The sequence below is a fragment of the Paenibacillus sp. Negev47 genome (assembly GCF_058313655.1).
The window spans coordinates 4,714,370-4,729,823 of the sequence record NZ_CM177754.1 but is presented as its reverse complement, the minus strand read 5'-3'; the positions used below and the strand labels follow the sequence as shown (position 1 = coordinate 4,729,823).

16 protein-coding genes are annotated in these 15,454 nt (G+C 46.9%); 12 read left to right on the top strand and 4 right to left on the bottom strand.

Annotation, left to right across the window (positions count from 1 at the left end):
* Positions 1-90: 90 nt before the first annotated feature.
* The 9 genes from AC4G47_RS21210 (at position 91) to AC4G47_RS21170 (ending at position 10,085) form a co-directional block, all read left to right on the top strand.
* A complete protein-coding gene (locus AC4G47_RS21210; RefSeq protein ID WP_491102528.1) occupies positions 91-1,425 on the top strand; it encodes an MFS transporter in 1,335 nt (444 codons plus the stop codon).
* 424 nt (positions 1,426-1,849) lie between these two features.
* Entirely contained in the window at positions 1,850-3,118 is a 1,269-nt protein-coding gene (locus AC4G47_RS21205) for a sulfotransferase family protein (protein ID WP_491102526.1), read from the top strand.
* Entirely contained in the window at positions 3,115-5,046 is a 1,932-nt protein-coding gene (locus tag AC4G47_RS21200) for an asparagine synthase-related protein (protein WP_336760752.1), read from the top strand. The genes AC4G47_RS21205 and AC4G47_RS21200 overlap by 4 nt, the downstream gene beginning before the upstream one ends.
* Before the next feature lie 29 nt (positions 5,047-5,075).
* Positions 5,076-5,213, top strand: coding sequence for a paeninodin family lasso peptide (locus AC4G47_RS21195; protein WP_174806426.1), 138 nt, complete (start codon positions 5,076-5,078; stop codon positions 5,211-5,213).
* A gap of 139 nt (positions 5,214-5,352) precedes the next feature.
* A complete protein-coding gene (locus AC4G47_RS21190) occupies positions 5,353-6,300 on the top strand; it encodes an aldolase (protein ID WP_491102523.1) in 948 nt (315 codons plus the stop codon).
* Positions 6,297-6,596, top strand: a complete 300-nt coding sequence (locus AC4G47_RS21185; protein ID WP_458126113.1) for a lasso peptide biosynthesis PqqD family chaperone — start codon at positions 6,297-6,299, stop codon at positions 6,594-6,596. The genes AC4G47_RS21190 and AC4G47_RS21185 overlap by 4 nt, the downstream gene beginning before the upstream one ends.
* 3 nt (positions 6,597-6,599) lie before the next feature.
* Positions 6,600-7,082, top strand: coding sequence for a lasso peptide biosynthesis B2 protein (locus tag AC4G47_RS21180; RefSeq protein WP_145319683.1), 483 nt, complete (start codon positions 6,600-6,602; stop codon positions 7,080-7,082).
* A complete protein-coding gene (locus tag AC4G47_RS21175) occupies positions 7,072-8,268 on the top strand; it encodes a nucleotidyltransferase domain-containing protein (protein ID WP_491102521.1) in 1,197 nt (398 codons plus the stop codon). The genes AC4G47_RS21180 and AC4G47_RS21175 overlap by 11 nt, the downstream gene beginning before the upstream one ends.
* Positions 8,268-10,085, top strand: coding sequence for an ABC transporter ATP-binding protein (locus AC4G47_RS21170; RefSeq protein WP_491106757.1), 1,818 nt, complete (start codon positions 8,268-8,270; stop codon positions 10,083-10,085). The genes AC4G47_RS21175 and AC4G47_RS21170 overlap by 1 nt, the downstream gene beginning before the upstream one ends.
* Positions 10,086-10,199: 114 nt before the next feature.
* On the opposite strand, the gene cysC is transcribed toward AC4G47_RS21170, so the two are convergent.
* On the bottom strand, positions 10,200-10,838 hold the full coding sequence (gene cysC, locus AC4G47_RS21165; RefSeq protein ID WP_491102519.1) for an adenylyl-sulfate kinase: 639 nt from the start codon (positions 10,836-10,838) through the stop codon (positions 10,200-10,202).
* 150 nt (positions 10,839-10,988) lie between these two features.
* Between cysC and AC4G47_RS21160 the strand changes: the two genes are divergently transcribed.
* Both AC4G47_RS21160 and pdaA read left to right on the top strand, forming a co-directional pair.
* Positions 10,989-11,399 carry a hypothetical protein gene (locus AC4G47_RS21160; RefSeq protein WP_491102517.1) on the top strand — a complete coding sequence of 137 codons (411 nt, stop codon included), beginning with the start codon at positions 10,989-10,991 and terminating at the stop codon, positions 11,397-11,399.
* Positions 11,400-11,497: 98 nt separating this feature from the next.
* The gene (gene pdaA, locus AC4G47_RS21155; protein WP_145319668.1) at positions 11,498-12,277 is read left to right on the top strand and encodes a delta-lactam-biosynthetic de-N-acetylase; all 780 of its coding nucleotides are present in this window, start codon (positions 11,498-11,500) and stop codon (positions 12,275-12,277) included.
* 125 nt (positions 12,278-12,402) lie between these two features.
* Here the strand turns inward: pdaA and AC4G47_RS21150 are convergent, their stop codons facing one another.
* Positions 12,403-13,251, bottom strand: coding sequence for a DegV family protein (locus tag AC4G47_RS21150; RefSeq protein WP_458126119.1), 849 nt, complete (start codon positions 13,249-13,251; stop codon positions 12,403-12,405).
* 109 nt (positions 13,252-13,360) lie between these two features.
* A complete protein-coding gene (locus tag AC4G47_RS21145) occupies positions 13,361-13,831 on the bottom strand; it encodes a hypothetical protein (protein WP_491102515.1) in 471 nt (156 codons plus the stop codon).
* A 283-nt stretch (positions 13,832-14,114) separates the two neighbouring features.
* Here AC4G47_RS21145 and AC4G47_RS21140 point away from each other — a divergent pair, with 283 nt between their 5' ends.
* A complete protein-coding gene (locus tag AC4G47_RS21140; protein WP_458126121.1) occupies positions 14,115-14,501 on the top strand; it encodes a DUF423 domain-containing protein in 387 nt (128 codons plus the stop codon).
* 149 nt (positions 14,502-14,650) lie between these two features.
* Here AC4G47_RS21140 and AC4G47_RS21135 read toward each other — a convergent pair whose 3' ends face one another.
* Positions 14,651-15,229: a hypothetical protein gene (locus AC4G47_RS21135; protein ID WP_491102513.1), complete on the bottom strand. Its 579-nt coding sequence runs from the start codon at positions 15,227-15,229 to the stop codon at positions 14,651-14,653.
* Positions 15,230-15,454: the final 225 nt, after the last annotated feature.

Below are 15,454 nucleotides of genomic sequence, written 5' to 3'. Positions count from 1 at the left end.
TTACAGAAACAGTGAACAAGTGTGATATCCTTCCTTTACAATAGGAGAAAGACATCAATCATTTAATAGAGATGAAAAGGAAGGATTTATGTGAATAAAAAGGCAATCAAGGCCTGGATTATGTATGATTGGGCCAATTCGGCTTATGCGACAACTGTGTTGGCAGCGGTACTGCCCGTATTCTATGCTTCGGTGGCTGCAGCAACGCTGGATACGGATACAGCCGCCTCCTATCTGGCCTACACACATTCCATTGGCATGTTGTGCGTAGCTCTGCTAACACCGCTGCTTGGCACGTTGGCTGATTTGTCAGGACGGAAGGGCGACTTCCTGCGTGTATTTGCCATTATAGGCGTCCTTGCCACATTAGGGTTCAGTGCGATCGGAGAAGGGGACTGGTTACTTGCTTCGGCGTTGCTGGTCATTTCCACCATTGGTTTTGCGGGTGGCAACACCTTTTACGATGCAATGCTGCCGGATCTGGTACCTGTGGAACGAAGGGACATGATATCCTCCAAAGGTTATGCCTATGGTTACATTGGAGGAGGCTTGCTGCTTGCCTTGAACATGCTGATGATTCAGCAACCAGGCTGGTTCGGAATGGAGAGTACACTGGCAGGTACAAGGCTTGCGTTCATCTCCGTATCATTGTGGTGGTTACTGTTTTCGATACCGATCTTTCGCCATGCTCCGAGAAGGCCTGCTTCACCGGATATGCCCGGATCGTGGAAAGGGTATGCTGCGGTGGGAGTTCGCAGACTGCGGCAAACCTTTCGTCAGATGCGGCGTTTTCCCCAGTTAATCCGCATGCTGGTGGCTTTCTGGTTTTTTAATGACGGCATTAATACCATCATTCTGATGGCTACCATCTATGGGACAAGTATAGGCATAGGCACAGCCGACTTGATGTTCGCACTACTGTTAACCCAGTTCATCGGTTTCCCATGCACATTGTTACTGGGAGCATGGGCACAGCGCTGGGGAGCAAAGCAGGTATTAATCGTTAGCCTATCGATATACATATGTATCGTGATTCTGGGTTATTTCATGACACAAGCGATGCACTTCTATGTGCTCGCCGGGTTGGTTGGAGTCGTGCAAGGTGTGAGTCAATCCACAGCTCGTTCCCTGTTCAGCAATCTGATGCCGGCAGGCAGAACAGGAGAGTATTTTGGTTTTGTGAATATTACAGGCAAATTCTCTTCGATCTTCGGTCCATTTGTGTTTGGTTATGTCGGACAGATCACAGGTTCCACGCGTTGGGGCATTCTGTCGCTTATCTTCTTTTTCGTCGCGGGCATTGCTGTATTGTTAAGCGTGAAGGTACAGAAGGGAATGCAGGATGCTACACTGGCAGATCAGGAGGAAGGGCGAAATGGGAGCTTCGGAGCTCCTGGGAAAAGTTCAAATGTAAGGTTCACCTGATGATTGTTCAACGGTTTTCATATTAAGTTTCTCAACGGATTACGCATGGCTTCAGGCAGTGTTCCTCACAGAACATGTCTGGAGCTTATTCGCGTTTGTGCAATGAGAACATAATTGATCATGAATAAGTGCTTAAACGACAGACAGCAGAATACAGTGAAAGAGTAAGAATTTATGAAAAGGTGAAAATAAAAGATTGACATGATACATTTTGTATCATAGAGTAAAACTATGAATACATAATGTATCTGAGAGTTGTCGAAAGAATACATGTATTTTGCATCACTCTCGGGTAAGGTTCCGACGTAATGTTGCAAAATGCTGACCTAATAGTATGCGTAGTAATCGTTTTACCAAACACAAAAGTAGAGTCTGGTCTATCCCGGCTGCATGCTTATTTTATTGAACAGAGGAGAGGCTGCCATTGATCGACGCTCAAGGTAACGGACTTGTTTTCTTACTATGTGTTCCCCGCAGTGGTAGTTCATTATCCACAGTCATGCTGCAAAATCACAGTCGTATATTCGCCACCCAGGAAATGTGGTTTCTGATGAGTCTTGTCGATCTGCCAAAAACGGATTCACGCGCTTATGGTGGCAGCTCCATCATGCGTCAGTTCTACAATGCCATGGTATCCGAGGATGTCTTCGAAAAGGCGTGCAGAAGCTTTGCTCTTGAGATCTACAATGGATTCCTGGAAGGGAGCGGAGCAGACTTCATCGTTGATAAATCTCCGCGTTATTATTACATGCTTGAATGGCTGGATCGTCTGTTCCCACAGTCCAAGCGCATTCATCTCCAGCGTAATCCTCTGGCCATAGCAGCATCATTCAAAAAGGTAAACCGCCATACAGGTGAAAGATTCGACCTGACCCATAGTCTGCAGAGCTCCAAATTAAATATGAAATCCGTAGATCTCACACTGGGTATGCTCCGCTTGAATGAATATTTTGCCGAACCGCATGCGAATGCATATGAATTGCAATATGAACAATTGGTCGCCAAACCTCAAGAAGAACTTGAGAAACTATGCTCATTCTTGGGGATTCGATATGAACAGGGTATGGAGCAGTATGGACAGTTTCTGGACAGTGCAAAATCTGACATGTTCTACAGTATGGGCGTGGGCGATCCATTCCTCTCTTCACATCAAGAGGCTCATCAAGGTTCTGTTAACAACTGGAAAAACATATTGGAACCCCAAGAAGTTGAACTGTATTGCCGTGTGATGGGAGCGGATCTGTTCCATCGGATGGGGTACAGTGACCAGTTGGCAGAAGCTGAACAATGGACGGGTGTTCGTTATGAAGCAAGTCCGGATCAAGAGGTCATCGAGCGAATTACGCATCAGTTGACGACAGCGACCGGTTGTGACTGGCAGCAGCACTATCGGATGCAGCCAGCTGATTCTCTCGTCCATGATTCCCATGAAAATCGGAATGATTCAGTTCTCGAAGAACCGGAAAAGATAGATCCCACACTGGCTGCACTGGCAACGATCAGGCAGCTGCAGGCCGCATTACGGGCGGCAGATCATCGTCTGGAACGGGGATACAGTGAACGAGAGCGCTTGAAAGTCCAGCTGGCTTCTGCTCAAGGTAAAATACAACGCATTAAATCATGGGTACCATTCGGTCATCAGATCAGCGCCTGGGCTTCACAGCGCAAGATACTTCGGGGAGGTAAGTCATGAGCGCCATAGCAGGAATTGTTCACAACGATGGTCAGCAGGCGCTATGGGAAGATAGCTGGCGCTTGTACGCAAGCCTGGGGCATGTCCCTGCAGATACGACAGGGGTATGGAAAGGCAATGAGGCGTTCCTTAGCTGTCATGCTCAATGGATTACACCGGAATCGGTTAGCGAGAAGTTACCTTTATACGATGAAGAGAGTGGTCTGACCATCACGGCAGATGCCATTCTGGATAATCGGGAACAACTGGCGGATCAATTACAGATATCCAGGGCTGAACTGGCGATGTTGGCGGATAGTGAACTGATCCTGCGTGCCTATCAACGCTGGGGAGACGATGTGGCTGTCCGATTGCTGGGGGATTTTGTATTTGCCATCTGGGATGATCGTAATCGTAAATTGTATGCAGCGAGAGACATTACAGGCATGAGAGCTTTTTATTATCGACATGATGGCTCACGCTTTGCTTTCTGCACACTCATGAATCCGTTGCTTGGGCTTGAAGGGGTACATAAAGAACTTGATGAGACCTGGTTGTCTGAGTTCCTTGCCATTCCTGACATGCATGATTCAGCAGATATCAACTCGACCGTATATCAGGGAATAAGCCAGCTGCCTTCTGCACACACACTTGTCTTCCGGGACGGCAGGCTGGAACTGAAGCAGTATCATCGCTGGGATGAAGTGGAGCCTCTAAGGCTTAAATCCGATGGTGAGTATGTAGAAGCATTTCGAGAGGTCTTTGGGCAGGCGGTCGGATCACGACTACGAACTCACAGGCAGGTGGCTGCTGCATTAAGTGGCGGGCTGGACTCGGGAGCCGTGGTTGGTTTTGCTTCCGGTACACTGAGAAGTCAGGGCAAACGGCTGCATGCGTATAGCTATGTTCCCGTGCCAGATTTCACGGATTACACGTCGAAAACGTTGCTTGCTGACGAGAGACCATTCATACGTTCGACCATTAATCACGTCGGGAATATCACAGAGAACTATCTGGATTTTGAAGGCAGAAGTCCTCTCAGTGAAGTAGACACCTGGCTCGATATTATGGAAATGCCCTATAAATACTTTGAAAATTCGTTCTGGATCCGCGGATTCTATGAAAAAGCGAGCCAGCAGGATGCAGGTATTCTGCTCACAGGAGCACGCGGTAACTTCACCATCTCCTGGGGGCCGGCTCTGGATTATTACGCAAGCTTACTGAAAGGTGGCCGTTGGTACCGCTGGTTCCGTGAGATGCAGCAGTATAGTGAGCGGACCGGGATGCCCTTCTCCCGTATTGCCAAGATCACAGGTCGAAAGGCATATCCGGAATTTTTCAAGGCTCAGTCCAAAGGAGCCAGCCAGGCTGCATCCGTGCAGTTGATCCATCCTGATTTTGCTCAAAGAACAGGTGTACTGGAACGACTCAAATCCATTATTGTTCTGCAGGGTGGTGCCCAGGCTGATGCACTCAAAGTACGTGCCGAGAAATTCAATAACCTGGCCATTGCGAACAAAAACGGTGCTGTAGCTACGAAATGTTCTCTCCGTTACCGGGCTTGGGAACGTGATCCGACAAGTGATGCCAGAGTCATCCGGTTCTGTCTGTCCGTTCCGATTGAACAATATGTGAAACATGGGACGGATCGTTCATTGATTCGCCGGGCAACTTCACCGGAGTTGCCTGACAAGGTCAGACTGAATCAGCGGGTACGGGGTGTACAGCCGGCGGATTGGCTGCATCGCATCATTCCGAATTGGGATGCCTTTACGGCCGAGTTGCGTGCCTTGTGTTCTGATAGTAAGGTCGCTGGCATATTAAACACGGAGCGTATCAAGTCTGCCCTGGCCAATTTTCCCAGTCCAAGACCTGAACTTGCTTCTCATCCAGATCTGCGATTGATGATGCATAGTCTGATCGTCTATCGGTTCATTCGAAAATTCTGAATGAGAGTACATGAAGGGAGGTGAATACGATGCAAATGGAAAAAAAGGAATGGCAAGCACCAGCTCTTGAAGTGTTGGAAGTCAATCAAACGATGGCCGGTACTGGCTACAGACAAATTGACTGGATCACAGTTCACGATGCGGATCTGTACGATCCAACTTCCTAAGTTGTTTAGTTTTAAAACGTGTCATCATACTTAAAGGGCGGAAATGGAACCAATCCAGCTTTTCGCCTCCGCCCTTATATTGAGCAACATGAATATAAGGGCTTTTTTTTACATTTTATTATGAAGGAGGCGTCGTTGATTGTTGCCTGTGCATTATGTAGCGTATGGCTTGCGCTGGTCGAGCCAAATTCCAATGCCTGAACTGCAGTGCGTACCCGAGGGTGCAGAGCACAATGCTGATGCCGTAGATGTACACATTGAGTCTTCAGATCTGAACCCACTGTGGAAGAGCTGGGATGTTGGCAATGACAACTTTGTGGCACGGGAAGGCAGCCTTTTTTTCAAAATCGAAGATGCAGGCCTGTTTCTAATGGAGCAAGGAAAGCGTATCGTTGTATCCCCTCAGCCAGGAGCGGATGAGAAGAAGGTCAGATTATTCATCCTGGGCACCTGTATGGCGGTCATTATGATGCAGCGTGGCATTCTTCCATTGCATGGTAGTGCAGTTGTTATTGATGGCTGGGCTTACGCATTTGTCGGACATTCGGGGGCAGGTAAATCGACGTTGTCGGCTGCACTGGCATCACGTGGATATCCCCTTCTCACCGATGATGTTGTCGCACTGACCTGGGATGCCGGAGGAAGAGCTATCGTCTCACCTGGTTACCCGCAACAGAAGTTATGGCAACCCAGTCTGGATGGCTTCGGCATGAAGGAACAGGATTATGCAACGGTTCACGCGGAGATTACGAAGTATGCGATACCCGTTCAGCATTATTTTCACGAGATGGCTGTGCCACTAGCGGGGGTATTCGAACTTGCTCCACAACCGGAAGAAGACCATACGTCCGTTCAACTGGTTGAAGTGACGGGGCTGGAACGATTGCATGTATTGTGCTCTCATACGTTCCGTGGTGGACTGGTTGCAAGACAGGGGCTGGCACAGTGGCTGTTCGAGACCGCCTCCAGACTCTCGGCAAGTGTGGAAATTGGCAGATTGACCAGAACGGGTGCTGAATTTACAGCATTTGAGATGGTGGATCGAATCACAGATCATATACGCAAAGGAGTGCATTCAGTACAATGACAGCGACTACGCCGATGAATGTGGAGGACCGGGTAACCCGGAAAGAAGGCAATCTGGTTAGTGATATGGGCAGTGAGAAAGTCATGATGAGCATTAACACTGGAAAATATTATAATCTCGGGAGTACCGGTGGGCGAATCTGGGATCTGATCGCAGAGGAGCGGACGCTGGGTGAACTGGTTGAGGTGCTGGCTGCGGAGTATGAGATTGAGCCAGATGTATGTCGTGAGCAGGTGGTGCAATTTCTTGAACATCTGTCCCGTGAAGGATTAATCGACGTTACTCGCGGAGTATAGAACATGCTGCGAAAAATAAAGGCTTATTTCTCGCTCCCGCGCGCGATACGTCGACTGGTATGGGAGGCCTATATCCTCCTTGGCTGGGCACGCATACAGAAGGCTATGCCATTCGCCAAAATTGCACCAGGGCTGGGGACGCCTATGGTTGAAACACCGATGACTGGGTTGGATCGCAGCGAGGTGATCGCTATACGGAATATTTCCAAGGCGATTATGATCGCCAGCAAATATACGCTATGGGAAAGCCGCTGCCTTGTGATGGCGATCGCCGGGATGAAGATGCTTGAGCGACGGAAGATAGGGAGCACGTTATATATGGGAACTGCACGGAACAAGCAAGGACATATGATGGCTCATGCCTGGCTGCGAAGTGGAAAATTGATCGTGACCGGAGCTGATACTATGGACCAATATACGGTTGTCGGCGTGTTTGGCAAACGTTGTCCGGAGAAGGGATCTGGGGAGATTGTCTATGACACATGAAATTGAACTCTATTCATCAGGATTTCCAAAGGAACTTAAGCTGATCTTAAGCATGATTAGAGGTGATCTGACGTCTCTATCCCCTGAAGAAGTCCAGGCGCGTTTGCAGGGAACGGATTGGCAGCTTTTTCTACGGCTTGTGTATCATCACCGCTTGTACTCTATCCTCTACTTGAAAATGAAAGAAATGAACTCTTCAATCATTCCGGCAGATGTTCTCGAGAGTCTGAGACAACAATACACGGCCAATACGTTCCGTATGTTGCATCTGACAGCAGAGATGGAGCAGGTGTGCGGAGCATTCCGAGAATGTGGTATCCGCAATATTACCCTGAAGGGACCAGCGCTGGCTCATGATCTCTATGGTGATGTATCCATGCGTACCTCCAAAGATCTGGATATCCTGATTCCATTGGCTGATGTGGAAGCGGCCGAAAGCATTCTCGCAACCCTTGGTTATGTGTGCAAGGAAGGAGAGCGAACACCTACGGTTGGCAGCTGGAAGTGGCGTGAACACCACATCTGTTACACCCATCCGGTCAAACGGACTCAAGTCGAGATTCATTGGCGGCTCAACCCGGATTCGGGGAAAGAAACCGATTTTGAATTGCTGTGGAAACGCAGCCGGTTCAGTTCATACACACAGACACCTGTCCGTATGCTCGAACAAGAAGACCTGTGGGCTTATCTCGTAACCCATGGCGCACGACACGGCTGGTTCAGACTGCGCTGGTTACTGGATATCGACCAGATGATCCGCAGCATGCCACTCGATGTGAAGAAAGTAGAAAGACGTCTGAAAGCGGAGGGACGTTTGTCAATCGGTTCACAGGCTCTTTATCTGGCCTCGGAGCTACTGAACACGCCGCTGGATGCAGCGTATAGGTCTTTGATGTCCTTGAGTGACCGTACAGGCAAGCGATTAGCCAGCGAAGGCGCAAAATTCATGAATGACATGCTCGAAAGTCCAGCTGACATGAAAAATTATCAATCGTATCTGTTTAAACTGCGAAGTACGAAACAGAAATGGTTCTTTTTCATTGAACGTTTGTATCCAAGTACATGGGATGTGGATCAATTGCCGCTTCCACGTTCATTGTTTTTTCTGTACTTTCCGTTACGTCCGTTTCTCTGGTTCTGGCGGCGCATTAAAAGGTATACGATGACGGAAAGGGGTAAAGTATGATCTCCGAATTAAAGTACTTCATGCGAAAGTTGCATCATGTCACGGGGCCTATTTTATATTGGAATCTGCTGGGGATGATCTGTATCAGTCTCATGGAAGGGATCGGCATCTACATGCTTGTTCCGATGCTGAGTCTGATCGGCATATTTGAGATGGGCTCCACAGGCTTGAACATTCCCTGGATTGGAGAAGTGTTGAATCGTTTTTCTGAGAATAGCCAATTGTTACTCGTACTGTTCACCTTTGTGTTGATTGTCTCCGGACAGGCCTGGATGCAGCGTCTCCAGACGATCCGTAATACTCGAATCCAGCAGCAATTTGTGCGAACGCTGCGCATGGAAACCTATGGTGCCATTATTATGGCGCAATGGTCATTTTTTCTCCAAAAACGAAAATCCGATTTTAACCATATATTAACCACTGAACTTGCACGTGTGAGCCAGGGAACGAGCATTATGCTGCAAATGGCAGCCTCTCTGATCTTTACGGGAATTCAGATCGGTCTCGCTTTCTGGTTATCCGCCAAGTTGACGGCACTTGTGCTGGTCTGTGGATTGTTATTATTTTTTGTCTTACGAAAATTCGTCAAGCGGGCCAAGCAGATTGGGGATCAGACCTCTCAATTTTCCCAAAGTTATTATAATGGCATTACGGAGCATTTCAACGGAATCAAGGATATTAAGAGCAATATGCTCGAACGCTCACACATGAACTGGTTTGAGCGTATGTGCAGACAGATTGAACGCAACGTCATTCAATTTAGCCAATTGAACAGTGGAACACAGCTTATTCATCGGCTGTCAGCAGCTGTTATTATTGCTGCATTCATCTATCTGTCTCTTCGTGTAATGACAGTACCTCCCGCAAGTTTGCTGCTCATCATCCTTATCTTTTCCCGCTTATGGCCAAGGTTTACGGCAATTCAGTCCAATCTGGAATACATCAGCTCGATGTTGCCTGCATTTCGGGTGGTAAGAGAACTGCAAGCGCAGACGGCGAAAAGTCGTGAGATCAGCGAAGAGATTGCTTCAGCAGGAGATGCTGGATTTGATGGGATTCAACCGATGGAACTGAAGGAATCCATTACGTGTCAGGATGTCTGTTATCGTTATGAGGGAAGTGATACGTACTCGTTGATGAATGTGCAAGCTTCTATTCCGGCAAGGGGCATGACCGCAATTGTGGGCAAATCCGGAGCAGGCAAGAGCACGTTGATTGATCTGGTTATGGGCCTTGTCAGACCTGAGAGTGGTCGCATTTTGATTGACGGTGTACCTCTGTCAGAGGAACGATTACTGAATTGGCGAAGTTCGATCGGATATGTCTCCCAGGATCCATTTCTGTTTCATACGAGCATTCGTGAGAATCTGCGTCTGGTTGATCCGAATGCAAGTGAAGAACAGATGTGGCAGGCTTTGCAGTTTTCATCCTCTGCAGCTTTTGTACGGAAGTTACCTCAGGGTCTGGATACGATCATAGGTGATCGGGGTATTCGGCTATCCGGGGGGGAACGTCAGCGATTGGTGCTTGCCCGGGCTATGCTGCGTAATCCTTCGGTATTGGTACTGGACGAAGCGACAAGTGCGCTGGACAGTGAGAATGAACAGTACATCCATGAGGCGCTGGAACGATTGAAAGGACATGTGACGATTATCGTGATTGCACACCGATTGTCTACGATCCGAACGGCAGATCGTGTGATTGTGCTGGATGAAGGTCGCGTAATTCAAGAGGGCGGATATCAACAGCTATCTACTGATCCGGTAGGGACGTTCAGCAAGCTTTTGAACATGCAAGCGGGTGTTGTAGGACAGTAAATGAGTTGAGATCAGAAGACGTTCTAGCGCGAGTATGGGCACGATACAGCGTAAAGAGGCGCGCCACGATGGGCGCGCCTTTCATTTATTATTGGTTGGTATATTGAGCAAGGTTTATTGAACAACGGCTGTTTTCGCAGGAAGCGGCAAATGAAGAGCACCGATGTGCTCCAAATGCTGTACGATCTCTTGCACGGCTTCCTCAATGGACCATTGCTCTGTATCGATGATGAATGAAGGAGATTTCGGTACATCATAAGGGGCGGAAATGCCTGTGAAATGCGGAATATCACCATTGCGGGCTTTTTTGTAAAGTCCTTTGGGATCACGACGCTCACATTCTTCTATCGAACAGCTCACATAGATTTCAATGAAATCATCCGGTTCGAATAGTTGTCTAACCATCTCCCGATCCTGTTCATGAGGAGAGATAAAGGCCGAAAGTACAAACAAACCTGCATCCACCATTAACTTCGATACTTCCCCAATTCGGCGCAGATTTTCTTGACGATCCGCAGCAGTAAAACCGAGATCGCGGTTCAGTCCATGACGTACATTATCCCCGTCCAGAACATAACAGCGTACGCCTTGCTCGTAGAGATACTGCTCCAGGGCAAATGCAAGAGAAGATTTGCCTGCACCGGATAAGCCGGTGAACCATATGGCTCGACTGTGGTGCCCATTATGTTTCTCCCGGTCTTGTCTATCAATGCTGGATGATTGCCAGGTTATATTGCGCTCTTCCTTCGACATGGTATCCCGCCTCTTCCTATAGGTATGATATGTATTATATTTTAACATATTTTCAAGATTATAGCACCTTGTGGTTTTCTTCATAATAAGCGTGAATCGACAAAATATCGGGTATAGATGTAGTACATACATAGCAGGAGGAACAATATCATGAGCGAAAACATTCAAAATATAGAGGTTGGGTTCAAATGCCCAGATTGCCAGCAGAATATAAGAGCAGAATTTATACACGAACAAGTAAGTACTGTTCGTTGTGGGGGGTGTGACAGAGCGTATACGCTTATGAAGCCAACCATCGGTGATGAGATTCTACTTGATTGGGAACAGGAGGCTTTGTATCACAAGCTGCGAGCAGAGCGGTCTGAACTGGATAATCATAATATGTCGGCCTTGATTATCAAAGTCATAGAGTTGCTGACATGGCGTGATCGGGGAGATGGCCAGACACGTGCCATACAGACGGTGAGGGAATGGCTTGCTTCCAGTGGAAAACCCCAGACCTTGCTGGAATTGTTCCATCAAACTCCGCCACAACATGAAAATAAACGTTTCGATCGATGAGTATTTACATACATTAGCCGTTCCTGTGGCATATTACCTGAAGGTGTTCGTGTGTGCAAACGACAAACCAAATCTTTTCAGGAACAGGAGCGGATAGAATGAAGCGAATGGTTCTATACATACTGTTGGGGCTATTATCCATCAGTGTGGTTCCGGCACAAGTTGAAGCATCGCCGGTTACCGGAGCTTATCACTTTGGCTTCAAGAAAAGCCAGAACGGTCAGCTGCCCTCGATTGATCAGGAAGGCTTTAAATCAATCTTACAACATAACGATGCCATTTTCCTGGGGGATACGAAACAGAAGGAATTGTATCTCACGTTTGATAACGGGTATGAGAATGGACTCACGCCTGCGATACTGGATGTTTTGCGTGCCAAGAAGGTACCTGCGGCTTTCTTTGTGACAGGTCACTATCTAAAGGATCAACCTGAGTTGGTCAAACGTATGGCGGCTGAAGGGCATATTGTGGGTAATCATTCATGGAGTCATCCGGATATGACTCGCATCTCCAATGAGAAGCTTAGAGAGGAACTGGAGAAGGTTAAGTCGGAGGTCAATCGGCTGACGGGTCAACAAGCGACCTTTTTGCGGCCACCGCGCGGAATTTTTAACAATCGTACGCTCGCAGAGAGTCACGCCCAAGGGTATGTGAACGTGTTCTGGTCTGTTGCCTACAAAGACTGGGATACCAATGTGCAACGTGGTGCACAATATGCTCATCAACAGGTGTTGAAACAACTCCATCCGGGCGCTGTCATTTTGCTTCATTCAGTATCCAAAGACAACACCGAAGCCTTGGGTTCCATCATTGATGAGGCTCGCAAACAAGGATACGCATTCAAAAGTCTGGATGATCTGCGGACCAAAAGTTATTGATCCATTATCATAATGACCAATGGGCTAGACTTAAGTCTTTCCAAAGTTTAGCTAAATATAAAGGGCATCCTGAGCGAATGAAGCTCGGAATGCCCTTTTTAGGTTGTATTGGTATGTTGGTCGCACTATAAAACGGTGTTATAGATGATTCCGATCGTTTTGGGACCACAATGACTGCATATAACACAACCAGCAGTGGTCAGTTCTACCCGGGCACCGGTTTGCTCCTGCAAAGACTTCTGCAAGTCGAGCGCATCCTCTTCAGCCATCGTATGCACAACGATCAGCAGGTCTGGATCAATCTGGTCCTTTGCGCTGAGCGTGTTTTGCAGCATTTGTTCCAGGGCTTTCTCCCTTTTGCCGCGCACTTTATAAGCCGGTGCCATCTTGCCATCCGTAACCCGGATGACAGGGCGGATTTTCAACAGACTTCCAATCAGGTTTTGCATACCTGAGCAGCGTCCGCCTTTGTGCAGATACTCCAGTGTATCGATGACAAACTCCGTGCGCACATTTGCTTTCATCGCCTCAATCAGGTGTGTAATCTGATTCAGGGTTTGTCCTTTCTCGGCCGCATGGACAGCTTTCATCACCATAAGAGCAATCCCTGATGACAGATTCTGTGAGTCGATGACAGAAATGCGACCTTCCGGGAACTCGGAACTCGCGAGTCGTGCATTTTGGTAAGTAGAAGAAAGTTCAGAGGATAAGCTGATATATAAAATTTCATCCCCTTGGTCTATGTAAGGTTGAAATGCCGTCATGAAATCAGCGGGTGAAGGTGCAGCCGTTTTGGGAAGACGCCCATCTTGACTGACACGCTCATATAGCTGCTCTGGCTTAATCTCAGCACCGTCTTTCAGTGATTCTTCACCGAACACCACATACAAGGGGATGATGCCGATATCGTGCTGCTGGATCCATTCTGGAGCCAGATCACTTGTGCTGTCCGCAAAAATTTTGATTCGTGACATGTCAATCTCCTTTGAAATACAATAATTTTGGCGAAAAATATAGATTATACTTATGTGTTGTAAACCCATTCATTTTAATTATAAGGAAACATGACGCTGATGCAAACCGTTACATCAGCGTCATGCCTACCAAAATAAGTCCAACGAATAACAGAATCATGATTCCATTTAATATGGTTCCGATAATGGCAAAGACTTTCTTTCGATTTTTGAGGACAAGACCAATAATTCCGAGGATGCTTCCGACCAGATTGAGAATCAGGCAGACCAGAATGGCTAATGAAGCCAGAATGACCGCTGGATGCAAGGCCAGTTCTTCTGCCTGCAACGGGGTGAGAACTCCGATTGACTCGTTTATAGCCATGGTGGCAATAAAGAATATCAGAATATAACCTAAGATCGCAAGTAATCCAATAACAAAGCTGGCGATTCCAGGTCCAGAATGTTTTAGTGGAGCCAATGGTTGCCTCTCATAATCCGGCGGGCATGGTTCATAGATATTGTTATTGTATTGATCTGCATGGTTAGCATTCTGATCCATGTTGTTGGAACCTGAATTGTTGGAATTGTGATTATCCATAATTGTAATATCCCTCCCTTAATCATTGTGCTGAATGTTATTAACCTAATCGGCGTATAATAATTCTCCTTAAAATAGTACGATGGCATACCTGTCTACTTTTCCATAATTATCGATAAAAATCAAGGATTTACGCCAGTTTTCTATGATATGTAGGGCAGGGATAGGACTAGTAAGTATAAACAGACATATAACTCTTCGTAGCTCCGAGCCGACTGGTAAAGGAGGAGTGGATTCGCTACAATAAAGGGAGTGAAGAGTTGAATTAAGGGAGAGAACTTACATGCAACGAAGATGGATGATGCTTGGAGCTGTATTAACCATGCTATCTGTGGCAATAGGTGCGTTTGGTGCACACATGCTCAAGGATGCGATTGGACCGGCTGCCATAGCTACATATGAGACTGGTGTGCAGTATCACATGATTCATGCACTTGCTTTGCTCATTATCGGCTTGACGGCTGGTCAACTTGGGGCATCTACGAAACTGAAGTGGGCGGCGCGCCTCTTATTTATTGGAATTATAGTGTTCTCGGGTAGCTTATATGTGCTTAGTATTTCCGGTATCAAGATTCTGGGAGCCATCACACCGATTGGTGGGGTAGCCTTTATTGCCGGTTGGCTGTTACTCGCAGTGGACGTATGGCAGCGAGGTAAGGATCGCTCCTAATTCAGGAAGAGGATCGTCCTGTTCCGAATCGGGACATATGAAAAATAACGTATATCGTTATTCTAATCATCAACTAAAAAAGCAACTTGCGTGAGAATTTTATGTTAATTCCCACATAAGTTGCTTTTTTGATGATTTCGATCACATAGTTACAGAAATTCATCGATTTCATTGGTTCGGAATGAATACACCTGTTTTTCATCTACATGGTAGATACTTACCACACTTGTATCCCGATCAAAATTCAAAATGCGGCATGGAATACTCTGATGTTTACCGTTCTTGTTATTGACAACAATACGGGTGAGTTTATTCTCTTTAATGAGCGTGTCAATCCACGCATCAAATGAATTTCCATCGGTAACATTGGATGTTTGGGGGGCAGGTTTCTTCTCATTAACTGGTTTTTCTAGCTGATTCTCTGTTTTAGCTGGAGCAGGTGAGGCAGGTGTTTGTGTTGCAGTTGACGCCTTCTGTGCTGCGATGGCTTGTGATTTTTTACGTTCGTTGTGAAGTGTAACGAAGGAGTCCTTCTTGGACTGGAGTGTCGCTTCAATAATTTTGCCTAGCTCTATGCCGGATTGGATCCGAAAGTCCGCAATTTGTTCCTCTTTGTTTATGAACTCCAACAGGGACTGCAGTGCCAATGCATTTGAGCGGCTCTTAATAAGTATATCGACATTAAATAAAAAGCCGATTTCCTCTTGATTGGATAAGGTTTCTTTCATTCATCCCAGCCCCGTTAAAAAGTATGTCAGCTCAAAAAAACGCTTCAATACACTATATCATTAAAAAGGTGATAATCATAGTGTTAGAGACGCGGAAAATGAGTTGATGCAATGGTAAAAAGTTACAATTACAGCCCGGTATTCACGTCTTTCCGCAGGTGTCCACACGACAATCCAGAATGAGGCATACAATTATCGTGACCTGTGGAAGAGGAGGTGGATCGG